Genomic DNA, 23,066 nt, shown 5'->3' on the forward strand with positions numbered 1-23,066 from the left:
TTTTTTGCGCTTCAAATTTGAATATTGGAGAGTGGTTCACATGAGTAATCTGAATAAAAACAGCCAATCCAGCAACCAATCGAAGAATGATCAACAGCAACCCGGGCATCCGATTGAAATTCGCCTGCAAGGCGGAGCTGTACGTTCTTACAACGCAGGCATCACTGTAGGAGCGGTCGCCTCATCCATCAGCACAAGTCTGGGCAAACAAGCCATCGGCGGAATCGTAAATGGTAAGAATGTCGATCTCGACTGGGAGCTTGAGCAAGATTGCGAACTCGTCATCGTTACTTTAGACAGCGCGGAAGGTCTGTATCGTTACCGACACAGCACAGCTCATGTACTCGCGCAGGCTCTCAAACGCATCTACGGTGCGGAACAAGTGAAGCTGGGCATCGGACCTGTCATTGAAGATGGATTCTATTACGATGTCGATCTGGAGCATGCTCTATCAATCAGTGATTTGGCTGCCATTGAGCAAGAAATGAACAAAATCATAAAAGAAAATGAAAAGATTAGCCGCCGGGTAGTTAGCCGGGAGGACGCACTTCGCATCTTTGGAGAGATTCAGGACCCGTATAAGCTTGAACTCATTCAGGATTTACCAGAGGACGCTGAGCTTTCGATTTATGACCAAGGAGAATTTTTCGACCTCTGTCGAGGCCCACATCTTCCGTCCACTGGTCGGATCAAAGCATTCAAACTGCTGAATGTGGCTGGTGCATACTGGCGCGGCAACTCGGATAATAAAATGCTGCAACGCATCTACGGCACTGCTTTCCCGAGCAAAGCCCAATTGGATGAACATCTGCACATGCTGGAAGAAGCGAAAAAACGGGATCACCGCAAACTGGGCAAAGAGCTTGAATTGTTCATGTTCTCCGAAGAAGCACCCGGTATGCCGTTCTATCTGCCCAAAGGCATGACTGTGCGTACAGAACTGGAGCAATTCTCCCGTGAATTGCAACTACAGGAAGGCTATCAGGAAGTTCGCACTCCCCTCATGATGAACAACCGTCTGTGGGAGCAATCCGGTCACTGGGAGCATTACAAGGACAATATGTATTTCTCGGAAGTGGACGATGCCACTTTTGCCCTGAAACCAATGAACTGCCCGGGACACATGCTGATTTTTAAAAATACACTCCATTCCTATCGTGAGCTGCCGATTCGTATGATGGAATTCGGTCAGGTCCACCGCCATGAATTCTCAGGCGCTCTGAACGGCATGATGCGGGTGCGGACTTTCTGTCAGGATGATGCCCATCTCTATGTGATGCCAGAGCAGATCGAGGAAGAGATCAACCAGGCGATCTCATTGATCGGACGCATGTACGACATCTTTGGATTCGAATACAACATTGAGTTGTCCACTCGTCCGGACGATTCCATGGGATCGGAAGAGCTGTGGGATCAAGCGGAAAGCGCATTGCAAAATGTACTCGATCGGCGCGGTGTGAAATACCGCATTAACGAGGGTGATGGTGCCTTTTATGGTCCGAAAATTGACTTCCACATTCTCGATGCACTGAAGCGCAGCTGGCAGTGTGGAACAATTCAACTCGATTTCCAAATGCCCGAGAAGTTCGATCTCACTTATATTGGCGAAGATAGCCTGAAACACCGTCCTGTCGTGATCCACCGTGCCATCTATGGTTCAATTGATCGTTTCATCGGCATCCTGACTGAACATTATGCAGGTGCGTTTCCGCTCTGGCTCGCGCCCGTGCAAGTGAAGCTGCTGCCAGTGTCAGATCATTACGCAGATTATGCGCTTCAAGTTCAGAGCCAGCTGCGGGCTGCCGGTATTCGAGTAGAAACAGACTTGCGCAGTGAGAAGCTAGGCTACAAAATCCGTGAAGCTCAGATGGAGAAAGTGCCTTACTCGCTTGTACTGGGGGAAAATGAGAAAAATGCCTCATCCGCCTCTGTCCGTGCATACGGTCAGGGCGATCAAGGCATTCAGCGCATTGAAGCATTTATTGAGCTGATTCAGCAAGCTGTGAAGGCCAAAGCCTAAGCGCTTAATCAGGAATGGGCTGAAACTTAACGTTAGAGGCAGCCGTTATTATGGAAAACGGTTGCCTCTAATTCTGTTCCAAGAATGTTTCCCCTTTTGCTTCGAGCGGCCAACAATTACAACTTTTCTTCTGGTCTAAGTCCGACTTGCTCTTCGCTCCATGTCCAGAAACGCTCAGCAGCTGCGACATCCAGCGCATGGGCTTTCAATTCCTGGTCCTTTTGTTGATAGAAGTAACGCCCGGTTACGCCGGCGACTTCAGGGCTTGTGGCGAGATAGATGGCCGTTTGTGCCCCTTCTTCAGGTGAAAGGAAAAACGGCAGCTTGCCCACCAAAGCCATAATGCGTGTGCCAAACCCAGTATTGCGGTCTACGCCAATACTTGTACCAACCGCACCGGGATGAAGGCAGTTGACCGTGATCCGGGTTTCCGCCAATTTGCGGGCCAGAACACGGGTGAACAACACGTTAGCCAGCTTGGATTGAGCGTAACTTTTGATTGGATTGAAGCCTTTATGCAGATGGGGATCTTCGAAATGTATTTTGCCGGCTTTGTAGGCACCAGACGAAACATTCACTATACGCCCCTGCTTCGCAGACTTCAACGGTTCGATCAGGAGTAAGGTAAGCAGGAAATGTCCAAGATGGTTAATACCGATAGCTTGCTCGAAACCATCGGAGGTTTCTTGGCGCTTCAACATGACGACACCCGCATTATTAACGAGAACGTCAAGTGTGTCGTAACGCTCACGGAAGGACTGGGCAAAATGACGGATGCTTTCCAGTGACCCCAGGTCACACAGCATCAATTCAATCGCAGTAGAGCCAGACTGACGCAGAGCCTCCTCCAGTGCCTGCTGTCCGCGCTTCTCGCTGCGGCACGCCATAATCACGTGATACCCTTGCCTTGCAAGTTCAATGGTGGTTGCCAGACCCATGCCTGAATTGGCTCCCGTAACAATGGCTGTTGGAATGGACATCAGGTACTTCCCTTCTGAACCAGAGGTTCTTCATATTTTGGAACTCTCGTCTTCTTGTTTTTTTAGCACTACTGACGTCAATATGAGATAATTGAAAGAACACATATTGGTCTTATAGGGAGGATACGTATGCTAACCAAAGAAGACTTCAAGAAACTGAAAAAAGAAGCGAAACTTGAGATTGCACTCATCGAACAGGAAGTTCAAAATCTCCAGCAAAAGATAGACTCATCCCTGTATGAAAAAGATAAACTGTGGAACGATGAAGAGATTGGTGAGCTTACCCAAAAACGGAAAGAGCGAAAATATAGTTCATGGACGATTGAATTATGCACGATTATTGAAGACCTGCTAAATCAACTATACCAGCAAACGTATCAAAAAAAATTTAATTCGATCCAGTTGATGAAAACTCCTGCATACCGCTCATTATCCAATATCGAGATCCTTCAGGCTGAATTGAAAAATCAGCATCTTTCCCTGAAATCGGGAGAAGAGAAATTTGAAGAAGAAATAGCCAAAGTGTTTCAACTGAGAAATAAACTTATTCACTCCAACTTCTCTTATGCTTCCATTATTAGAGAAAATCACGATGCAAAGCAAGAGTTTGAATTCATCCTGGATACGGTGAAGAAGTATAGAAAACACTTGAAATATAATCAGTCAGAGAACTGACGAATGCATGATTCAAAATGATCCTACACGACAAAGGAGGTGCCCCGGATTCGATCCGGAAACAAATATGAACAATCAACCCATGGATATTACGGTTCTAAATCTTCATATTGTCACACCTGCGGGTAAAAACCCGATCTATCCTGTTATGTTGCGCGATGAAGATGGTATTACGCTTGTGGATACAGGCATGATTGGCCAATTCGCCGAACTTCAGTCCGCACTGGAGCATGAAGGCGTTCAGCTATCTGATATCAAGCGCATTATTGTAACACATTCCGATATTGACCACATTGGTAATCTTGGTGCCCTGGTGAATGCTGTTCCCGAAGTGGAAATCTGGGCGCATAGCGATGAAATTCCGTATATCACGGGCAAAGAGCCCATGATCAAGTTCACGCCAGAACGCAAAGCGTTGCTACCTGAACCTATAGCGGAGCTGGCGGAACAATTGATCTCACAACGGACTGAGTTCAAAATATCCAAAGTGCTAGAAGATGGTGACATGCTTCCTCTACAAGGCAGCATCCAGGTCATTCATACACCAGGACACACCCCAGGACATATCTGCCTCTACTTCCGGGAGCAACAATTCCTGCTCGCTGCCGATGAATTACGTGTGGTCGATGATGAATTGGTGGGTCCTTCTCCACCCGCAACACCGGACATGCCTGAAGCACTTCGCAGCTTGAAAAGGCTGCTTGGCCTGAAGCTGGAGAAGGTACTTTGTTACCATGGTGGCGAGTACACCGATGAGCCGAGTCGGCGCATTGCCGAACTCGCGGAAAGTGCGGACTAATTGGTCCCTGCAACCTAAGCTATATTTACGTAAATAATGAAGCGAAGGGGCTGTCCCATACGTCATGAACATGGCGGGACAACCCCTTTTCTATTGTAAATGTTACGGTTTCGGCGTCAGAACGATCAGTTGGTCATCTCCATCGCGTGGCGATCCCCTGCCATCCCGGTTGTTCGTGAGCACGTATAACTTCCCGTCTTCTCCGGCAGTCACATTGCGAATACGTCCCCACTCGTCTTTAAAAATCGGCTCTACCTGCGTTACTTGTGTACCATCTTCGGACAGAGTAATTTTAAGCAGTTGTTCACCCCGCAGATTGGCAGCAAGCAGTGATCCGGCCCACGGACCTTCCTCTATAAAGGCTACACCTGATGGAGCCCATGTTTCATCTCCACTATGGGCAAGCGGAGCCTGATATGTGCCATTATTATCATCGTCTCCCTCTACCTCTGGCCAGCCATAATTCTCACCTGCTTCAATCCGGTTAATTTCATCAAAATTACGCTGACCATGCTCTGTAGCGTACAGATAGCCATTGTTCGGGTTCCAAGCCAGGCCCTGTGCGTTCCGATGCCCCATGCTGTACACGGGTGAATTTGGCCAAGGGTTATCTTCTGGGATCGATCCGTCGAGACCAATCCGCAATATTTTGCCACCCAAGCTATCTTCGTTTTGGGACAACTCCGGCTCATAGCGTTCACCTGTCGTAATATAGAGCAGATTGTCCGGGCCAATCTTGATCCGTCCTCCATTGTGATTCACCCCACCAGGAATGTCACTGAGCAGCTCCTTGTCTATAGTCGCCTTCCCGTCACTTACCTTCAAGCGCAATACCCGATTGGCAATGTCACCACCACCTTCCAGATAGGAATGGTATGCATACAGATAACCGTTATCATCAAAGTCCGGATCAGCAGCAAGTCCAAGCAAGCCACCTTCCCCTTCTTCATTAAATGGAGCAGTAAATTCAATCAGAGGTTCAGATGCCAGCTCTCCGTTCTCGATGACCTGAATGGTACCTGGTCGCTCTGTTACAAACATCCGTCCATCAGGCACGCTTACCAACTCCCAAGGTACATTGAGTCCGTCGACCAGCATGGAAGCCTCGTAAGGGATTACAGTATTTTCGTCTGTTTCCTCTTCCCCACCACTCGCACCGTTATTACCACCTTCCGCTGTCTGCCCCTGACCTGTACCCTGTCCTTGTGACGTCTGCTGCGATTCTGTCGTTGGCTCACCCGAAGCACAAGCAGTTAGCAAAGCCATACTGAGTAAAGAAGCATATAACGGAACGCTTAGTCGATTATTCATGAATACATCTCCCTTCTAATTTTGTTATATCGTGTAATCCTAGTTTCAAGGATTGTCCATTTTCAAAGTAAGTAAATAGGTAAGTTATTGAGTAAGCAAATTAGCAACCCTACGCGGTTTCGCCCTGTATTACCCTCCCTACCTGCCACTCAAACGGGTAGTTAAAGCTAATTTTCAGTCATCATTCCTTCCTCCATTTGGATTTCCCCGACATTCTTCTATAATAGAAAGATAGAACGAATGAAAGGTGGACATATAAATTATGAATCAAACTCCTTTATCCCGGCTGGAAGCTGGTCTGTCTACGCAAGGATTGGACGCCATGCTGATTACAGATCCGAAGCATATTTACTATTTAACAGGTTTTGCGAGTAATCCGCATGAGCGTTTCCTCGGGCTTGTTCTTGCACGCGGCGAAGATCCGCTGTTGATCGTGCCTGCACTTGACGAGGAAGCTGCAGCAGCCGCTTCTTCGGTCTCGAACATTGCCACGCATTCAGATACGGACAATCCTTACGCTTTATTTGAGCGTTATCAAGGACGCCTGGGCCGTGTAGGTCTCGAAAAAGAATACGTGACTGTCGCACGTTATGAACAGTTGACCGCCGCGCTGGGCGCTGCCAACTTTGAAGATGTCGGCCCTTTGCTTCGCACCTTGCGTGTGAAAAAAACACCGGATGAAGTCGCTCGCATTCGCCACGCCATTCATCTGATCGAAGAGACGCTCCGCCAAGGACTGTCTCACGTTCGTACAGGTGTAACCGAAATCGAACTGGTTGCCGAAATGGAATACCAGATGAAAAAACTGGGTGCAGACGGCCCTTCCTTCGATACGATGGTGCTCACTGGCCCCAAAACAGGCTTGCCACACGGCACACCAGGTGAACGCAAATTGCAGCATGGCGATCTGTTGATGTTTGATATGGGTGTCTACGCTGGTGGGTATGCATCAGATATTACGCGCACATTTGCCTTTGGTGACATTTCACCTGAACTTAAAACCATCTATAACACTGTGCTCGCAGCAAACGAAGCTGCCATTCGTGCAGTTAAGCCAGGTGTCACCTGTGCGGATATTGACCGTGCAGCACGCCAGGTTACGGAAGAAGCCGGATACGGCGAACGTTTCCTGCACAGAGTTGGACATGGAATGGGCATTGACGTGCATGAGTATCCTTCACTGCATGGTCAGAACATGGACATTCTGGAGGAAGGTACGGTATTTACGATTGAGCCGGGTATTTATGTAACCGGAGCAGGCGGTGTACGTATCGAGGATGATGTACTTGTGACGGAGACGGGTGTAGAAGTTCTGACGACATATCCGAAAGAGCTGCAAATCCTGACGGACTAATCCTTTTTGGTCATAAGCAAAAGTCCCGTGAAACCATGAATGCATGGCTTTGCGGGACTTTTGTGTTTGGATTCAGCATTTTGCAGAAGAACTTAACTACGAATCTAGGCTTCATCCTTGAATTTAAAGCTTCGTGCAGCATATAGAAACGGCGTTCCTACCGCGGTCAATACAAATTTGATCACATATGTGGTCAAGAAAATTTCAAGCCAAACGTCCCATGGATAGATGAAAGCAAACGCAATCGTGCAAAATACCAGTGTATCCGCGAACGAACTGATGATCGAGCTACCGTTGGTTCGTATCCACAACTGATTACGCCCTGGCGCCACCTTACGCAGCCAAGTGTATAGTCGCACGTCCAGGAACTGACTGATGAAATAGGCTGTCAGACTACCGAGTGCCAGACGTGGCAGCATACCAAACAATTTTTCCATCGACTCCTGTGCAAAGTCCGTCGATGCTGGCTCAAAGAACAATACCATCTGCATCAGCACTGTCGTCATAATCAAAGTGAAGAACCCGAACCATACGGCTTTACGTGCCTCACCTGGTCCATATTTCTCATTGAGCAAATCACTGGTCAAGTACATGCTGACATACATCGTATTGCCCAGCGTCAGAACGATACCCATAATATCTATCGTTTTGGTCACCTGTATATTGGCAATGACTGTTGCCACACCAATCCAGGCATAAAGACCCTTTTTACCGAACAAGCGGTAACACAAAAGAAAAAAGCCGTACGTTACGAGAACGAAAAGCGCTCCCCATCCTAAATTAAACAATATAAATACACTGCCTTCCTAGTTTTGATTACGCGGGATGGTTACGAACCGCGGTTTGGCTCTGGGCCAAAACATGAATACTCTATCACATTTCCCCAAGCTTGAACAGCACTAAATAACTCCAACTGGCTTCAGATGATATTCACCGTATGCCCAACGGATGCTAAAAGCAAAAAGCCGCCCTCCGGATTAACCCGAAGAACGGCTGCTCTTGCATGGCTTGTGGCAGTAACTGCCATCCGCCTATTATGAATCTGAATTACGCCTGAACGGCTGAATCCAGATCACGACTTTGATCATTAAATGTATCATGATCGTTTTCTTTCAGAATTTTGCTAGTCACAAGTCCTGAAGTCATGGACCCGTTCACGTTCAATGCTGTACGACCCATATCGATCAGCGGTTCAACCGAGATCAACAATCCTGCCAGAGCTACCGGCAAGTTCATCGTGGACAACACAATCAGGGAAGCGAAGGTTGCCCCGCCGCCTACACCAGCTACACCGAATGAACTGATCATGACAACCAGGATCAGGGTAATAATGAAGTCCCAGCTCAGCGGATCGATTCCGACCGTTGGAGCAATCATCACCGCCAGCATGGCCGGATAGATCCCGGCGCAGCCGTTTTGACCAATCGTGGCCCCAAAGCTTGCTGACAGATTCGCAATCCCGTCGGATACACCCAGTTTCTTCGTCTGCGTCTCCACGTTAAGCGGAATTGCTGCCGCACTTGAACGAGAGGTAAAGGCAAATACCAGAGTCGGCAGAACCTTTTTCAGATACGTGAGTGGGTTGAACCCAGAGAGCGCAATGATAATCAGATGAATGATGAACATGACGAGCAACGCAACATAGGATGCAATCACGAATTTGATCAGCTTCAGAATCTCATCCGCATTCGTGGTGGCCGTTACCTTTGTAATCAGTGCCAAAATCCCGTAAGGCGTCAGCCTGAGCACCAGTGTTACAATTCGCATAACCACCGCATATACCGCATTGACCATGCCTCGGAATGTTTCCGCCTGCTGTGGTTTTTTGCGATCCAATCCGAGCACCGCCACACCGATAAACGCCGAGAAAATAACAACCGCCAGTGTGGATGTACGACGTTCTCCGGTCATGTCCGCGAATGGATTCGACGGAATGAACTCCAGTACTTGCTGTGGAATCGTCTGATCCTTCACGTCAACGAGACGTTCCTCCATCTTCTGCCCCTGTGCAAGCTCTCGGTCTCCACCTTCGATCTCAATGGAAGTCAGGTTGAAGCTCAAGCTTGTCACAATGCTGACCCCTGCGGCAATAGCCGTCGTGATCAACAAGATCGCGATAATCGAAACACTCATTTTACCGAGATTCTGCTTGCCTTTCAGATTCATGATGGCCGATATGATAGAGACCATGATCAATGGAATCACGACCATTTGTAACAAACGAACATATCCTGAACCGGCCAGATTAAACCAATCGACCGACTTGGTAATGATTTCAGAATCAGATGTGTAGATCAGTTGCAGAATGACGCCATATACAACCCCGATGCCCAAACCCGCAAATACACGCTTGGTAAAGGAAATATGTTTCTTCTGCATCCAGAACAGGACACCCAGAAGAGCGAGCATAACCACTACGTTCAAAATGATTAAAAAGGTATTCATCTGTATAAATCCTCCTCAGTGTGAGTAACCGGATATTCCGGTTTTCTACTCGCTCAAAAGCGATATTCAACAATATATCACATAACAAACTATTCTGGTAGGTATTAATTGATATTATGTAATATGCGTGTAATAAATTCATCTATTCCTGAAAAAAATACACTGAATCGTGAAAATTATTGTATTCAACCTCCGGTTAATTTTGTAATATAGGTATATCCGCTTATTCCCAAGTTTTCTCAACGTGAAAATTAGGCCTTTCTTCGTTGGTATTTAGTCTTACGATAACGGAAAAGCGACGATGTTAATGAACATGACGTGAAAGGATGATCCTATGTTTCGAAATCGCACCGTTGCCGGTAAAATTAGAGGCACTTTGTTCCTCGTACTGCTGGTTGCTTCCCTGTTGTTTAGTATCAGTTTCTATGCTGTCTCCATGAATATTATGCAGAGTTACGTGCTTCCACAGTTCGACAAGGTCCTGGGCACGTCCATTCAGGATATATACAAGAACACATCCGCTTCTAAAATTTTGCAAGTACAGAGTGGCGGAGCTGGCTCTGAAGGTGCTGCACTGACCGTGGAATCCTATTTGGCTGGCAAAGCCAAAGAGCATAATCTGGACGGAGCATACGTTGTCTCTATTCAGGATGGTAAAGCTACCGTGGTCATCGCAAATACCTCCTCGGGCATGAAAGCCGGAGATGAGATTAAAGTAGAAGCAGCAATGAATGAGGCCACTGAGAAAAAAGAAATGGAAATCAGCCAAGTTTATGCCGATTCCTTCGGTGTACATAAAGCAGCCTTTATTCCGATCGCAGGAAGTAACATGATCATGGCTGTTAGCATGGATGCCCAATTCATTCAGGACAAAATTGCACAGATCTTCTGGTTGTGCCTCGGTATCACGGCATTGGTCTTTTTGCTCGGATGGCTCATCTCAACAAGCATGATCAAACGTGTAACCAAGCCGATCATTCAGCTCGTTCAACATAGCAAACAGATATCACAAGGAGATCTGACTGCTGAACTTCAGATTAAAGGTAAGGATGAAATTGCACAGCTCGCTTCAAGCTTCCAGACGATGACTCATAATCTGAAAGAAATGATTAGCCGTGCCCTCTCCACATCCAATGAAGTTGTGGAAGGCTCCAATGATTTGCTCAAACGGGTAGAATCCATGTCCGGTATGGTGAAAGACTCCAGTCGTTCTGCAGAAAGTGCCGAGAAAGGCAGCGTAAGTATCGCTTCCAGCGCAGCCGAAAATGCCAGAGCCATGGAAGAAATCACGCAAGGCATCATGCATATTGCCTCCTCTTCTGCCGAAGTATCCGAGCAGATCGGAGATGCTGCAAACGAAGCTGTTAACGGTAACCGTCTGGCACAGGATGCCATTCAGCAAATGGAACGTGTCGGCCAGACCGCGAGCGAATCTCTGCGTTATGTGGAAACGATGAACGAGCGCTCGATCGCGATAGGAACTATCGTTCAATCCATTTTTGAAATCACGAAACAGATTAACATGCTGTCCCTCAACGCTTCCATTGAAGCAGCACGTGCTGGAGAGCATGGACGCGGGTTTGCCGTTGTTGCCGGAGAAGTACGCAAACTGGCGGAGCAATCCAAGACAGCTACGGAGGAAATCTCCGATTACCTGGGTACTATCCGTGAAGATGCTGAACGTTCCGTTGATGCCATGAACCGGGTAACCCAAGAGATTGGATCAGGTACTCACGTGGTTCAACAGGCAGGCTCCGCATTCCAGCAGCTTAACGAGTTGATTCAGAACGTTAATCTGACCATTCAGACGGTATCGGCCTCTACCCAGCAAGTATCAGCTGGAGCTGAAGAAGTCAGTGCTTCCGTGGAAGAAACGGCTCAGATCACGTCCAAATCCCGTCAAAGCATGCAAGAGATTGCTTCTACAGCGGATCTCCAACTGAATGAAATGGACTCCCATTCCAGCACGGTACGTCATCTACATGAGCAAGCGGTAGAACTGCAATCCGCCATGAAGAACTTCAAAATAAACTAACCGGAATACCTTTAACCCATTATTTCCATATTCGAATCAAACTTTAACATTAGGTACACAAATACCCCCATGCTCAGCATCGTTCCAGGTTTCAAGGAACGTTGCCACGCATGGGGGTATTCTTTTGGACTGCACATCAGGATGCTTCCTTTTACTCAGGTGGCTGAACGCCCATAATCTCGTATACACGCTGCATGTTCAATGAAGAACGTAATGATTCAGCTACACGGTCAAACTCCATTTCCTTGCGTTCACGTGCGCTGTACGTCTCCAGCAATGGAGAAAGCCCTTTTCCTTCACGCAGACCATTGAGCCATGAACGCCGGAATTGATCACTTTCAAACAAACCATGCAGGTACGTTCCCCACACTTTGCCATCCATCGTGCCCCAGCCTTCATTGAAGGATTGACCTCCCGGATGGGCGATTTCGAATAAGGCCGTTACACGTTCAGGCTCAAGACACTCGGTAACACCCATATGAATCTCGTATCCCTGGATCGGCAACGAGTTTGCTGCATCACTTTCCTTGGGCAAACGAATTGGATGATGACTGTGAACATGCCCGGAGGCTCTTACCGTTTGTTTGTTCTGTAGAAATGTTGTCGATAGGGGCAGCCATCCCAATCCATGGGCTTCCTGAATCTGATTCGCTTCTACCGCAAATGGATCTTTGAGATGCTGACCGAGCATCTGATATCCACCACATATCCCAACAAGCTGAACATGTTTACGCTCCGTCTGGCTGGCAATCGCTTGCTCCAGTCCCGACGCACGCAGAAATGCCAGATCACCGATCGTATCCTTCGTACCTGGAAGCAGAATGGCGTCGGGATGCCCCAATTCATCGGGAGAAGTCACGTACCGCACATTCACATCCGGCTCCCTAGAAAGGGCATCAAAGTCTGTAAAGTTTGAAATACGCGGATAACGAATTACTGCCAGGTCCAGCTCCTGCTGACCGGATTTGCCGTGTCGCATGGAGTCCAGCACTACGGAGTCTTCCGCTTCAATCTGAATATCACTTATGTAAGGCAATACGCCCAATACAGGAATGCCTGTCCGTTCTTCAAGCCAGTCCAACCCAGGCTGCAGCAGGGACAGATCTCCACGAAACTTGTTGATGATGAATCCTTTTACACGCTGAACCTCATGCGGCTCCAGCAGCTCCAGAGTACCTACAATGGAGGCAAAGACACCGCCACGATCAATATCCGATATCAGAATAACCGGAGCATCCGCCCAGCCTGCCAGATTCATATTAACGATATCCCGATCCTTCAGATTAATCTCCGCAGGACTTCCCGCACCTTCCATCAGCACAATATCATACGTCGCGCGCAACCGATTCAGCGCATCCATGACCGTTTGTTTGGCTTGGGGCAGGAAATGCTGCCGGTAGTCCCACGCACTCATCTGTGTAAGAGGCACACCGTGCACGACAATCTGAGAATGCATATCCCGAACCGGCTTGATCAGGATTGGATTCATATCCGTTGTCGCTTCAATGCCGCATGCCTCGGCTTGTGCTCCTTGGGCTCTTCCGATTTCCTTGCCGTCTTCCGTGACGTAAGAATTCAGTGCCATGTTCTGTGATTTGAACGGAGCCGGCCTGAAGCCATCCTGCTTGAATATTCGGCATAAGGCTGTCGTAATTACACTTTTCCCCACATCCGATGCCGTCCCTTGCAGCATTAATACTGCTGCCGTTTGTTCGGACGTTTGTGCAGAAGTATCTTCCACGTTCCCTCACCTCCACTCTCAGCGTTATATCAAAAAGAATCCCTGTAACAGACTAAGTACCGTTAGCAGTGCGGCCTCAAGCAGCTCATTCATGGCTCCATATGTGTCCCCTGTAAGTCCACCCAGCCTTTCGCTGATACGCCCGGCAACGAATTTGCCAATCACATAACCAGCCAATGGTACCACAATGATCGCTGCAACAGGATATAGCCACCATGGTAACGTCCCCAATCCATTCTCCGTCGCCAGTACCTGGAACATGGCTGTATCCGGCTGGAAGATCCATACCGCAGCCCATGTGATCACACCTGACAGAATGGTTAGCCCAACCGCGGAGCTTCGTGCACGCTGGACTTCCCTCCGTTCCCCCAATCCCTTGAACAGGACAGCGAGTCCATCGTCCTTGCGGGCATTCGGCCAGGCCGCCATGGCATATACCATGAACCAACGGCTCCAGATCATCGGCAGGATGAGCAAAGCTCCATAGGCCCAGTTACCACGTGCGATAAAGTCAGCAATCAATGCTGCTTTCATCATCAACAGCAGGACACAGGCGATTACGCCCATGGCCCCCACACGACTGTCTTTCATAATCTCCAGCATTCGCTCACGGGTTCGATAACTGAGTAGCCCATCTGCCGTATCCATCCAGCCATCCAGATGAAGGCCTCCGGTTAGCCATACCCATAACGTCAAGGTTAACACCGCTGCCGGAAACGATGGAAGCAGTGCACCCGTCAGGGCTCCGCCCAGCCAGACGCATAATCCGATGACCGCACCAACCAGCGGGTAATACACTACACTCTCCCGCAATAATGGCGGGACGAAATCAAGCTGCATTTTCACCGGGAAACGGGACAGAAATTGAAAAGCGGCCGCAGCCGCATGTTTTTGTTCAAGATCGCCTTTACTCATAAACGATACTCCCTGCTTTTCAGCTCAATCGCAATGCCCACTGTCACCAGAAACACTTCGCGGCAAACCGCGGCAATCCGCTGATTGAGAATGCCCGCCAGATCCCGATATCTTCTGCCCAGCGCATACTCCGGCACAATACCGTCCCCTACTTCATTGGTGACAAGCACGAGCAGACCCGGGTACGACTGGATGGCCGCTACCAGCGCATCCATATGATCGTACAGCACCTGCACCGGTTCATGTTCATGCGCTAACAGCACATTGCTGAGCCACAGTGTCAGACAATCGACCAGAACGGTCGGTGCAGACGTACCTGTATGGGACTCTCCCATTCGTGTAATTAACTCAGGCAATGCCAGCGGTTCCTCCACCGTATGCCATAGATATCCTGCTTCATCCCGCTGGCTCTGATGCAGGCGTATACGCTCGCGCATCTCGTCATCATAAGCTTGAGCCGTAGCGACATACCAAGCCTCAGAGGATCGCTGCATACAGAGACGCTCGGCAAACGAACTTTTGCCACTTCGCGCCCCGCCTGTCACGAGTACACTCATGAGGATACCTCTCCTTGTACAGAGGAATCAGCAGAAGCTGATGAAGACTCCGTAGGTTGAGTCTCGTTCGTGCCACCAGATACACCCGCACTTGCAAATGTCGCCATCTCGTTCAAAATGCGGCATGACGCATCAATCAGATGAAGACTAAGCACGCCTCCGGTACCTTCACCCAGTCGCATGTCCAGATCCAGCATGGGCTTCAGGCCCAGTTCACGCAGCAACGCTGCATGTCCACTTTCATGCGATGTGTGGGAAGCAATCATGTATTCTGCGCTGAGCGGAGCAAGATGACTCGCAATCAACGCGGCAGCGGTGGAGATAAATCCATCCACGACAACCGGGCATCCGTTTGCAGCAGCAGCAAGAATCACGCCTGTCAGTCCGGCAATCTCCAGTCCGCCCACTTTGCACAGTACATCGAGTGCATCGTCTGCATTCGGAGCATTCACGCTGAGGGCTTGGCTGACTACTGCGGCTTTGCGCTGCAAACCGATATCATCTACGCCTGTTCCCCGGCCAACCGCTGAAGCAGGTGCTGTTCCGGTTAATGCACACATCACCGCAGCGCTAGCAGTTGTATTCCCGATCCCCATCTCTCCGGTCACAAACAACTGCGTTCCCTTCGCAACCTCGGTGGAGACCACTTCAGCTCCTGCAAGAATGGCCTCAATCGCTTCGCCCCGGGTCATTGCAGCACCCTTCGCCATGTTGGCTGTTCCTTTGCGGACTTTGCGGGAGACCAGGTCTGGATGATCCAGATCCGCATTCACCCCGATATCCACACAGATCACATGAGCTCCAGCGTGGCGCGCAAGCACATTGACAGCCGCTCCCCCTGCTAGGAAATTCAGGACCATCTGCGGCGTTACCTCAGCAGGAAAAGCACTAATCCCTTCTTCAACCACCCCATGATCCGCAGCCATAACGATGACAGCTCTTCGATCAAAGCAAGGCCGAGCCTCACCGGTGATTCCCGCCAGACGAATAACTAGCTGTTCAAGCTTGCCCAGACTGCCGGGTGGCTTCGTCAATGCATCCACTTGCGCGGAAGCTTCAGCCGCAACTGCCTCATGTGGACCCACGATCCGACCCATTAACTGTTCCAACACCTGTTCATTATTCATACAGCCAGCACTTCCTTTATCAAAATATGGGGTCTCCCCCGCCTCATTCATTTCTTCTCTCGTCTTAGCAAAAGCTGTGGCAATCCATTGTCGGGATGATTCACCATGGCCGGGCTCACTCGGAAGATCTCCCGAATGTTCTCTTCCGTCATCAACGAATGGGGTGTGCCACTGCCTACACAAGTCCCGTCACGCAGCGCCAGAATATGATCGCAAAATTGCGCGGCCAGATTCAGATCATGCAGCACTGCCACAATCGTAATATGATTTTTTTGACGCCACGCTGATAATAACTCCATGAATTGCAATTGATATTTGATATCGAGAAAGGTGGTTGGCTCGTCCAGCAATAATAGTCTGGGTTCCTGAGCCATGACTTTGGCAAGCGCAACCCGCTGCCGTTGCCCGCCACTCAGTGCATCCAAAGGTCGTTCGGCCATGTCACTCAGACCCAACTCCTCTAACACCTTATCAACTACCGCTGCTCCATCCGACGATTCTTTGCCAAGCCAGTTCTGGTAAGGGTAGCGTCCCATCTCGACAACATCCCTTACGGGATAAGAGATGGCCGGCAGTCCATCCTGCTGCAAGACAGCAATCATGCGCGATAGATCTTTACGGGTGTATGAGGAAATGTCGCGTCCATCAATCTGTATGCTGCCTGCGTTTGGCTGTTCGGTTCCGGCAAGTAGCTGAAGCAGGGTCGATTTTCCACTGCCGTTTGGACCAACAACGCCCCACCATTCACCCTCTGTGACTTGCCAGTCCACCGCATGCAGAGCCCGATGGTTACCATACATTTTACCAGCTTCTTTGACTTCTATCATCGGCCGACTCTTGGTAAGGTCTGTTTTCATGAATGTACTCATGGCATCATCCCCTTCCGCAGCTTTTTGTTCCGGTGCAGCAGATACGCAAAAAATGGCGCTCCAACAAAAGCCGTAACCACACCCAGCGGAATTTCGGTTGGAGCCAGCAATGAGCGTGCAATCGTATCTGCCCAGACCACGAAGATGGCTCCCCCAATCGCTGACAAAGGCACCAGCAAGCGATAATCAGGTCCGACGATGAGCCGAAGAATATGCGGAATGACCAAGCCGACGAAGCCAATCACGCCGGATACGGAGACAGCGCCTGCGGTAAGCAGCGTACCCACAGCTAACACCGACAGCTTCAATCCATCCACCTTAACCCCGATATGAGCAGCCTGTCGTTCCCCCAAGGCAAGCACATTCAACGAACGCGCACGGCTCCAGAGGAAAATCAGCCCCAGCACAAAATACGGGAAAAGGATGGCCGTATACGACCACCCACGCAGTGCCAGACTTCCCATCGTCCAGTATATAATTTCATTGATTGTCTGCTTCGACATGGTCGACAGGAAGGAGACGACTGCTCCCAGGAAACTTTGCATGACCACCCCAGCCAGAATGAGGCTGTGTGTCGGTATTTTGCGTCCCTCACGAGCGAGGGCCAGCACAAACCACAATGTGATTACTCCCGTCAGAAACGCGACCAGTGGCAGAGTCCAGATCCCAATCAGTGCATACTGCAATCCGAAAAAAATCAGAAAAGCCGCACCTACCGATGCACCGGACGATACGCCCAGGGTAAACGGATCAGCCAGAGGGTTACGAAGAACCCCCTGGAATCCAGTTCCGGCAATCGCCAGCGATGCACCTACAAGCACGGCAAGCAGTACACGTGGGAATCTGACCTTCCATATAATCTGTTCTGCTGCTGTATTCCAGTCAGGAACAATCCAGTCGCCCAGCCAGGGGATGCGATGAAGCAAGATGCCCGCAATGTCCCGGACAGGCAGGGCAACCGAACCGATGCCCGTGCAGATGAGCACGGTTAACACAAGCAGCACAATTCCGGCCGTTCCGTACACTGCCAGCTTTTTACTCATTTGAACAGATCAGGGTAGATCGCTTTGGCTACTTCTTTCAGACCTTGGGTTACCCGTGGTCCCGGACGGCTCAACAGGTTGGCATCCAGACCGATGACTGCATCGTTTTTCACAGCCGTGATTTGATCCCATCCGCTGCGTGCTTTGATGATTTGATCCAATGTTTTGGAATTTTCATCAATGACATCGTTCGCATATAGAATGACGTCCGGGTTAGAAGCAATAATGTTCTCTTCATTAATCTGATTCCAGCCAGTCAAGTCGGAAGCTACGTTGTTTCCTCCGGCAAGTGTGATCAATTCATCCATGAATTCGCCTTTACCCACAGTCCAGCCTGGGGAGAATTCAACGTATACTTTTTTCTTTTCTTCTGGTTTAACTGCCTTCACAGCTTCAGTTACATCAGCCACATCTTTTTTCATCTGGGTGATGATCTCCTGTGCTTTTTCCTGATGATCCGTGATTTTACCAAATGTTTCAATGTTGTTCATCACATCATCCACTGATTTAGGATCTGTTTTGAAAATCGTAATGCCAAGATCACGCAGTTTCTTCACTGACTCTTTGCTCATCGAGATACCTGTAAATACGATATCTGCTTCAGCTGCAATAATCGACTCTTCATTAGGCTTTGTTATGCCGCCCATTTTTGGTTTCTTTGTTGCTGCTTCTGGATAATCGTCATAGTCGGATACCCCTACGATCTGCTCGTCCAATCCGAGTGCGAACAGGGATTCCGTTTCAGCCGGAGATACAGATACGATTTTGGCTGGTGCTTTGTCAAAGGTAAACGATTCACCCGTAGCATCTGTAACCGTGAGTGGATATTGTGTTTTGAGATCTGTTTTAGCCTGTTCCTGGGATTGCTCCTGTGCAGGTTGCGAGGTTCCTGTACCCTCGTTTGTTGTTGTACCACATCCGGCCAACGTCAGTGCCAGCATCGCTGCGCTCAGCAGTGACGCTACGCCTTTCCATGTCTTGAAATTCATTGTGTTCATTCTCCCCTTCTCTATCCATTCTAGTGAGTAGTGCTCCTGTCCCAATTCCGCTTGAATTTGTGTTCCGAAAAAATAAAATCCCCAATCCTTGGGTCAGGATCAGGGATGACGTCTCGCATGTGGCGATCTGTGCATGATCAGCTTGGCGCTGTATATGCACAGAGAACTGCCCGAAACGCTGTCCTTTCCTCGAAGGAACACCGGTTTATACGTCCAGGGCAGGTAACCTGACTTACAGGAATTCATCCTGATTTACAGTGGCGGGACCGTGCCGGATTTACACCGGCTTCCCTATTTCACCCGTTTGCCGTTCATCGCCTTATATAAAAGCATGAAACATTACTGCATGCACTCGGGACCCATGGTCGCTAATATTGTTTAACCATTCAAGTGAGCATCCTGCATCGTTGGCAGGGCTTGTTGAGCCTCCATCCGATGATGCACTTGCTAAGTCACACTTCTGTTGTGATTATAGGTTATATTGTACATCCTTACAACCCGATTTACGGAAAAGTCAATCTGGTTCCAACCCAGCTATCCCCATCGCCAGCCAGCCGGATCTTTATCGCTTGTCCTGGTACTACCTGCGTATCCCAGAAATCTTGATTCGGAATGAGACGTGACACAATATAACGAATAACACCGCCATGCGTAATCACGGCTACTTTTGGCACGTTTATGCTGCGAGAGTGCAGTATTGGTGAAAAGGACATCAGACACTCTTCCATAAATGAATCAATCCGCGCTGCAAATGCTGTCCAAGGCTCGCCACTCGGTGGCGTTACCTCATGCGGCGCATCGATCCAGTCTCGGTACTGCGGATTGTCCTTGAGCTGATCGTAGGTCAACCCCTCCCACTGACCAAAGTCGATCTCCCTTAGTCGGGCATCAAGCTTGGCCTGTCCCATTTGGGACGATGCAATGTGTGAAAGTGTCTGCTGACAACGCAGCATATCACTGCAATACAAGGCGTCGCATGTGATATCGCTACACTGCTCACGCAGCCAAGATAGCTCCTGCTTTGCCTCAGGCAACAGTCCGATGTCAGTATGCCCAAGATACCTTTTTTCCAAGTTCCACGCCGTTGTACCATGACGTATCAAAATAATCTCACGGCTTTGCATGCCACCATGTCCAGCTTCTATCTCCATAACAGTGCACCTCCAGCAGACCATATCCCGAAGGTGACCAACCAACATAATAAAACAAAAGAACCTGCCGACCAGAACATAAGCCGTGTTGTTCGTACAATATCTTCTGCTTCCATCCGTCTTGTAGGCTCGCCCATATATGCGCGAAATGAAGCAACGCCGTGATATACGTTATGTCCACCAAGTCTTATGCCCAGCGCTCCGGCCACCGCTGACTCGGGAAAACCGCTATTTGGGCTTGGGTGAAGTCTTGCATCCCGGGACACCATGCGTGCAGCCCCTCTGGCATCCAGCTTCATGAACCAAGCTCCTATAATCAACAGCAAGGCGGTAAGCCGCGCGGGAATCCAGTTGGCCCAATCATCTAGACGGGCAGACGCCCAACCGAGATGCAGATATTTTTCATTTTTATAACCTACCATCGAATCCAGTGTATTCACCGCTCGATAGGCCATGGCAAGTGGTGCACCACCAATCAGGGCATAGAACAGTGGAGAGACGATGGCATCCACGATATTCTCCGCCACAGTCTCTACCGTCCCACGCACAACCTCCGGTTCATCCAGATGAGCCGTATCACGTCCTACAATCATACCCAGTGAACGTCTCGCCGCAGGCCAATCCTGTTGACTCAGATAGCGGTAAACTTCCATACCTGCATCCTTCAAACCTTTCGAGGCAATGGTGGTTGCGATTAACACCACTTCTGCCACAACCGCAACAGCGGGATGAATAAGACCCAGCACATAGATCAATCCCCAAGTCAGTGCAAAAGAACCGCCTGCAATCAAAAGGGGAAATAACACGCCCGCTCTTTTGAGAGCCTGGTTCGAGTCCGCCCGCGATCTTATCGCCCGCTCCAGTGCAGAGATGGCCTTTCCCATACCAATCACCGGATGAGGAATCCAGCGTGGATCTCCGATGCAGCGATCCAATATGTATGCTCCTACAATAATCCAGGCTCCAGCCATTCCCGCCCAGATCGGCCAAGAAGCCCATTGAATCAGCAGAGATGTCATTGCTTGTTATTCCTCTCTTTCCACTCCTGCGCGGCTTTCAGGCTTTCCATTATCGTGTCATACACCAGCCTGCCGATCGCTGCACCCATGACCGTAGCCGTCCCGGCGTAACTGATGAGCGGTTTATTTACTTCAGCCTGGCTTACCGCGAGTACGATGGCATCCGTTGTTGTTCCGGTTGCGGTTAGACCATTCTCTGAATCGGCCACACCGAAATCAGCTAACGCAGCGGCCTTTGCCTCTACCGCAGTCTGAATGGCATTCACCATCGCTCCAGCAGTCATACGCCCATTCATCCACAACATGATATTGATCGTACCGGGAGTATAGGTTGAAGCCGAAACCTTCCCAATTTTCTGGGACACCGTCCCATTGCTCATCTCATTCCCCGCAGCATCAAACACGGTTCTTGCAGAACCCGCCCGTGCAGCATTGGATACCCCTGCTGTAGTGCAGCAAAGTAATCCGAACTCATCACTTTCGTATTCCTGGATCGCTGTGTGCTCCAATCGAACCGCAGTCAGAAGACCGGCACATTGATCCTGCTGCTCCTGCCATTCACTCAACAGATCAGCAATATCACGTGGTGGATCGTCACAGCGATAATGTTTGTCCACATAGATGTTGAATATACGATCCAGTTCAATCATGCCGCCCCCATACACGGCACTGGAGAGTGCTGTTACAACAGAGGGGCTGGATGCTTTAATATGCCGTTCATGTGCGGAGACGTATAATCCCGGCCACACAGAAGATCTGTATTCGTTCTGCTCCTTTTGGTCCTTTTGTAAATGGGAGTAATTATAGAATGGCAGTGCCATCGTTGTGTCCCCCTGCCTCTAATCCGGTTGTCGGATTAGACGTAATAACATTTCCCATTGTTTCCAGTAAACGTCCGTTAGCCTCCGCGTCCTTGACCGCAAAACGTACATGTCGTTCCCCAAGTCCGGGATACATCGCGCAGCTTCGGATCAGTATTCCCCGTTCACCGAGAGCAGCCTGCATGGACGTCGCTTTCCACGGCTCTGGCAGGGCTACCAATATAAAGTTCGCTTCCCCTCGCGTCACCTTACATCCCAAAGCCTCCAAGCCTTCCGTTAATCTCTCTCGCTCGTATGATACAAGTGCCAGTGTCTCCTGTTCATAATCCTCCCCACTACTCAGACAGGCTTCTCCTGCAATCAGTGCAAGCCCATTCACACTCCAGGTGACCTGTTTCTCTGTCATGGCACGAATCAGTTCGGGACGACCCATCGCATAACCCAGTCGCAGGCCTGGAATCGCATAAAACTTGGTCATCGAACGAATGATGATCACTTGCGGATACTCTTTCAAGCTGGATGCAAGCGATTGCCGCTGTGATTCAGGAATAAAATCGATAAATGCCTCATCGACAACCAATATCGTGCCTGTTGTCTCTGCATTACGAGCAAGCCGTTGCAGAACGTCCACCGGATACTGAACCCCATTGGGGTTGTTGGGCTGTCCAAGGAAAAGCAGGTCCACCCGCTCCATCAGCTTCTCAATATCTTCCGGTTCTGCTCGCCAGTCCAGCTCTTCCCGTCCTTGAACATGGTGGACTTCTGCTCCAAATTGTTTGGATAATGTGCTGTACTCCGAAAAACCGGGCTCTACCGTACCTACTCTACGCGGCGCAAGTCCAAGTAAGATTAGAGCCATGCTTTCTGCCGCCCCGTTGCCCACAGATATGTGATCCGGGGTTAAATCCAGCCGGTCACTAAGCAATATTTTGAACGCCCGATGACCCGGATCGGGGTAACGAAGTACCGTATGCATTCCTTGCTCCAAAGCCTTCAGCACTTCCCGAGGTGGACCCAGAGGATTAATGTTTGCGCTAAAATCGAGGAAATCTGCAGGATTCCCTCCAAAACGTGCCGCGGCCGTCTCCACATCACCGCCATGTCCGAAAACTTCAATTAAACCGGTCATCCTGTCCGTCATCCTTTCTGCATGTCCTTTTTATTATGGATGTCGTGGCAGGCAGGGGTCAATCCTGATTTGACTAT

20 protein-coding genes and 1 riboswitch are annotated in these 23,066 nt (G+C 49.5%); of the genes, 5 read left to right on the top strand and 15 right to left on the bottom strand.

Going from position 1 to position 23,066, the window contains the following annotated elements; all coding sequences use genetic code 11:
* Window positions 1–40 precede the first annotated feature (40 nt).
* Window positions 41–2,020: a threonine--tRNA ligase gene (thrS, locus tag A6049_RS09195; protein WP_240321359.1), complete on the top strand. Its 1,980-nt coding sequence runs from the start codon at window positions 41–43 to the stop codon at window positions 2,018–2,020.
* A gap of 116 nt (window positions 2,021–2,136) precedes the next feature.
* Here the strand turns inward: thrS and A6049_RS09200 are convergent, their stop codons facing one another.
* Window positions 2,137–3,000: an SDR family oxidoreductase gene (locus tag A6049_RS09200; RefSeq protein ID WP_063564365.1), complete on the bottom strand. Its 864-nt coding sequence runs from the start codon at window positions 2,998–3,000 to the stop codon at window positions 2,137–2,139.
* Between the two features lie 129 nt (window positions 3,001–3,129).
* Here A6049_RS09200 and A6049_RS09205 point away from each other — a divergent pair, with 129 nt between their 5' ends.
* A complete protein-coding gene (locus A6049_RS09205; RefSeq protein ID WP_063564366.1) occupies window positions 3,130–3,675 on the top strand; it encodes a hypothetical protein in 546 nt (181 codons plus the stop codon).
* 67 nt (window positions 3,676–3,742) lie between these two features.
* A complete protein-coding gene (locus tag A6049_RS09210; protein WP_063564367.1) occupies window positions 3,743–4,474 on the top strand; it encodes an MBL fold metallo-hydrolase in 732 nt (243 codons plus the stop codon).
* Between the two features lie 102 nt (window positions 4,475–4,576).
* On the opposite strand, the gene A6049_RS09215 is transcribed toward A6049_RS09210, so the two are convergent.
* Window positions 4,577–5,785, bottom strand: coding sequence for a PQQ-dependent sugar dehydrogenase (locus A6049_RS09215; protein ID WP_063564368.1), 1,209 nt, complete (start codon window positions 5,783–5,785; stop codon window positions 4,577–4,579).
* 262 nt (window positions 5,786–6,047) lie between these two features.
* Here A6049_RS09215 and A6049_RS09220 point away from each other — a divergent pair, with 262 nt between their 5' ends.
* Window positions 6,048–7,139, top strand: a complete 1,092-nt coding sequence (locus A6049_RS09220) for a M24 family metallopeptidase (RefSeq protein WP_063564369.1) — start codon at window positions 6,048–6,050, stop codon at window positions 7,137–7,139.
* Between the two features lie 104 nt (window positions 7,140–7,243).
* Here the strand turns inward: A6049_RS09220 and A6049_RS09225 are convergent, their stop codons facing one another.
* A complete protein-coding gene (locus tag A6049_RS09225) occupies window positions 7,244–7,927 on the bottom strand; it encodes a queuosine precursor transporter (protein ID WP_063564370.1) in 684 nt (227 codons plus the stop codon).
* Window positions 7,928–8,186: 259 nt separating this feature from the next.
* Window positions 8,187–9,584, bottom strand: a complete 1,398-nt coding sequence (locus A6049_RS09230) for an L-cystine transporter (RefSeq protein WP_063564371.1) — start codon at window positions 9,582–9,584, stop codon at window positions 8,187–8,189.
* A gap of 334 nt (window positions 9,585–9,918) precedes the next feature.
* On the opposite strand from A6049_RS09230, the gene A6049_RS09235 reads away from it, so the two are divergent.
* Complete coding sequence (locus tag A6049_RS09235; RefSeq protein ID WP_063564372.1) at window positions 9,919–11,619, top strand: methyl-accepting chemotaxis protein; 1,701 nt, start codon at window positions 9,919–9,921, stop codon at window positions 11,617–11,619.
* 151 nt (window positions 11,620–11,770) lie between these two features.
* On the opposite strand, the gene A6049_RS09240 is transcribed toward A6049_RS09235, so the two are convergent.
* The 11 genes from A6049_RS09240 to cobD all read right to left on the bottom strand — a co-directional run bounded on the left by A6049_RS09240 (window position 11,771) and on the right by cobD (window position 22,989).
* The gene (locus A6049_RS09240; RefSeq protein ID WP_063564624.1) at window positions 11,771–13,312 is read right to left on the bottom strand and encodes a cobyric acid synthase; all 1,542 of its coding nucleotides are present in this window, start codon (window positions 13,310–13,312) and stop codon (window positions 11,771–11,773) included.
* A 72-nt stretch (window positions 13,313–13,384) separates the two neighbouring features.
* A complete protein-coding gene (gene cobS / locus A6049_RS09245; RefSeq protein ID WP_063564373.1) occupies window positions 13,385–14,275 on the bottom strand; it encodes an adenosylcobinamide-GDP ribazoletransferase in 891 nt (296 codons plus the stop codon).
* Window positions 14,272–14,832 carry a bifunctional adenosylcobinamide kinase/adenosylcobinamide-phosphate guanylyltransferase gene (cobU, locus tag A6049_RS09250; RefSeq protein WP_063564374.1) on the bottom strand — a complete coding sequence of 187 codons (561 nt, stop codon included), beginning with the start codon at window positions 14,830–14,832 and terminating at the stop codon, window positions 14,272–14,274. The genes cobS and cobU overlap by 4 nt, the downstream gene beginning before the upstream one ends.
* Window positions 14,829–15,959 (bottom strand): nicotinate-nucleotide--dimethylbenzimidazole phosphoribosyltransferase, encoded by a 1,131-nt coding sequence (gene cobT / locus A6049_RS09255; protein ID WP_063564625.1) that lies wholly within the window; start codon window positions 15,957–15,959, stop codon window positions 14,829–14,831. Before cobT ends, cobU begins: the two co-directional genes overlap by 4 nt.
* 47 nt (window positions 15,960–16,006) lie before the next feature.
* Entirely contained in the window at window positions 16,007–16,828 is an 822-nt protein-coding gene (locus A6049_RS09260) for an ABC transporter ATP-binding protein (protein WP_063564375.1), read from the bottom strand.
* The gene (locus tag A6049_RS09265) at window positions 16,825–17,871 is read right to left on the bottom strand and encodes a FecCD family ABC transporter permease (RefSeq protein ID WP_063564376.1); all 1,047 of its coding nucleotides are present in this window, start codon (window positions 17,869–17,871) and stop codon (window positions 16,825–16,827) included. The genes A6049_RS09260 and A6049_RS09265 overlap by 4 nt, the downstream gene beginning before the upstream one ends.
* Window positions 17,868–18,869 (bottom strand): ABC transporter substrate-binding protein, encoded by a 1,002-nt coding sequence (locus tag A6049_RS09270; RefSeq protein WP_063564377.1) that lies wholly within the window; start codon window positions 18,867–18,869, stop codon window positions 17,868–17,870. Before A6049_RS09270 ends, A6049_RS09265 begins: the two co-directional genes overlap by 4 nt.
* 200 nt (window positions 18,870–19,069) lie before the next feature.
* Window positions 19,070–19,206, bottom strand: a riboswitch (cobalamin riboswitch).
* A gap of 166 nt (window positions 19,207–19,372) precedes the next feature.
* On the bottom strand, window positions 19,373–20,020 hold the full coding sequence (locus A6049_RS09275; RefSeq protein WP_063564378.1) for a histidine phosphatase family protein: 648 nt from the start codon (window positions 20,018–20,020) through the stop codon (window positions 19,373–19,375).
* Window positions 20,011–20,991, bottom strand: coding sequence for an adenosylcobinamide-phosphate synthase CbiB (gene cbiB, locus A6049_RS09280; RefSeq protein ID WP_063564626.1), 981 nt, complete (start codon window positions 20,989–20,991; stop codon window positions 20,011–20,013). The genes A6049_RS09275 and cbiB overlap by 10 nt, the downstream gene beginning before the upstream one ends.
* 44 nt (window positions 20,992–21,035) lie before the next feature.
* Entirely contained in the window at window positions 21,036–21,860 is an 825-nt protein-coding gene (locus A6049_RS09285; protein WP_063564379.1) for an adenosylcobinamide amidohydrolase, read from the bottom strand.
* Window positions 21,841–22,989 carry a threonine-phosphate decarboxylase CobD gene (gene cobD / locus A6049_RS09290; RefSeq protein ID WP_095206029.1) on the bottom strand — a complete coding sequence of 383 codons (1,149 nt, stop codon included), beginning with the start codon at window positions 22,987–22,989 and terminating at the stop codon, window positions 21,841–21,843. The genes A6049_RS09285 and cobD overlap by 20 nt, the downstream gene beginning before the upstream one ends.
* Window positions 22,990–23,066: the final 77 nt, after the last annotated feature.

The organism is Paenibacillus sp. O199 (genome assembly GCF_001636635.1).
GTDB classification, from domain to species: Bacteria; Bacillota; Bacilli; order Paenibacillales; family Paenibacillaceae; genus Paenibacillus; species Paenibacillus marchantiae.

Bases quoted from the DNA above. Each gene is read 5' to 3' on its own strand.
- thrS (WP_240321359.1), top strand. From the start codon at position 41: ATGAGTAATCTGAATAAAAACAGCCAATCCAGCAACCAATCGAAGAAT.
- A6049_RS09200 (WP_063564365.1), bottom strand. From the start codon at position 3,000: ATGTCCATTCCAACAGCCATTGTTACGGGAGCCAATTCAGGCATGGGT.
- A6049_RS09205 (WP_063564366.1), top strand. From the start codon at position 3,130: ATGCTAACCAAAGAAGACTTCAAGAAACTGAAAAAAGAAGCGAAACTT.
- A6049_RS09210 (WP_063564367.1), top strand. From the start codon at position 3,743: ATGAACAATCAACCCATGGATATTACGGTTCTAAATCTTCATATTGTC.
- A6049_RS09215 (WP_063564368.1), bottom strand. From the start codon at position 5,785: ATGAATAATCGACTAAGCGTTCCGTTATATGCTTCTTTACTCAGTATG.
- A6049_RS09220 (WP_063564369.1), top strand. From the start codon at position 6,048: ATGAATCAAACTCCTTTATCCCGGCTGGAAGCTGGTCTGTCTACGCAA.
- A6049_RS09230 (WP_063564371.1), bottom strand. From the start codon at position 9,584: ATGAATACCTTTTTAATCATTTTGAACGTAGTGGTTATGCTCGCTCTT.
- A6049_RS09235 (WP_063564372.1), top strand. From the start codon at position 9,919: ATGTTTCGAAATCGCACCGTTGCCGGTAAAATTAGAGGCACTTTGTTC.
- A6049_RS09240 (WP_063564624.1), bottom strand. From the start codon at position 13,312: ATGCTGCAAGGGACGGCATCGGATGTGGGGAAAAGTGTAATTACGACA.
- cobS (WP_063564373.1), bottom strand. From the start codon at position 14,275: ATGAGTAAAGGCGATCTTGAACAAAAACATGCGGCTGCGGCCGCTTTT.
- cobU (WP_063564374.1), bottom strand. From the start codon at position 14,832: ATGAGTGTACTCGTGACAGGCGGGGCGCGAAGTGGCAAAAGTTCGTTT.
- cobT (WP_063564625.1), bottom strand. From the start codon at position 15,959: ATGAATAATGAACAGGTGTTGGAACAGTTAATGGGTCGGATCGTGGGT.
- A6049_RS09260 (WP_063564375.1), bottom strand. From the start codon at position 16,828: ATGAGTACATTCATGAAAACAGACCTTACCAAGAGTCGGCCGATGATA.
- A6049_RS09265 (WP_063564376.1), bottom strand. From the start codon at position 17,871: ATGAGTAAAAAGCTGGCAGTGTACGGAACGGCCGGAATTGTGCTGCTT.
- A6049_RS09270 (WP_063564377.1), bottom strand. From the start codon at position 18,869: ATGAACACAATGAATTTCAAGACATGGAAAGGCGTAGCGTCACTGCTG.
- A6049_RS09275 (WP_063564378.1), bottom strand. From the start codon at position 20,020: ATGGAGATAGAAGCTGGACATGGTGGCATGCAAAGCCGTGAGATTATT.
- cbiB (WP_063564626.1), bottom strand. From the start codon at position 20,991: ATGGCTGGAGCCTGGATTATTGTAGGAGCATACATATTGGATCGCTGC.
- A6049_RS09285 (WP_063564379.1), bottom strand. From the start codon at position 21,860: ATGGCACTGCCATTCTATAATTACTCCCATTTACAAAAGGACCAAAAG.
- cobD (WP_095206029.1), bottom strand. From the start codon at position 22,989: ATGACCGGTTTAATTGAAGTTTTCGGACATGGCGGTGATGTGGAGACG.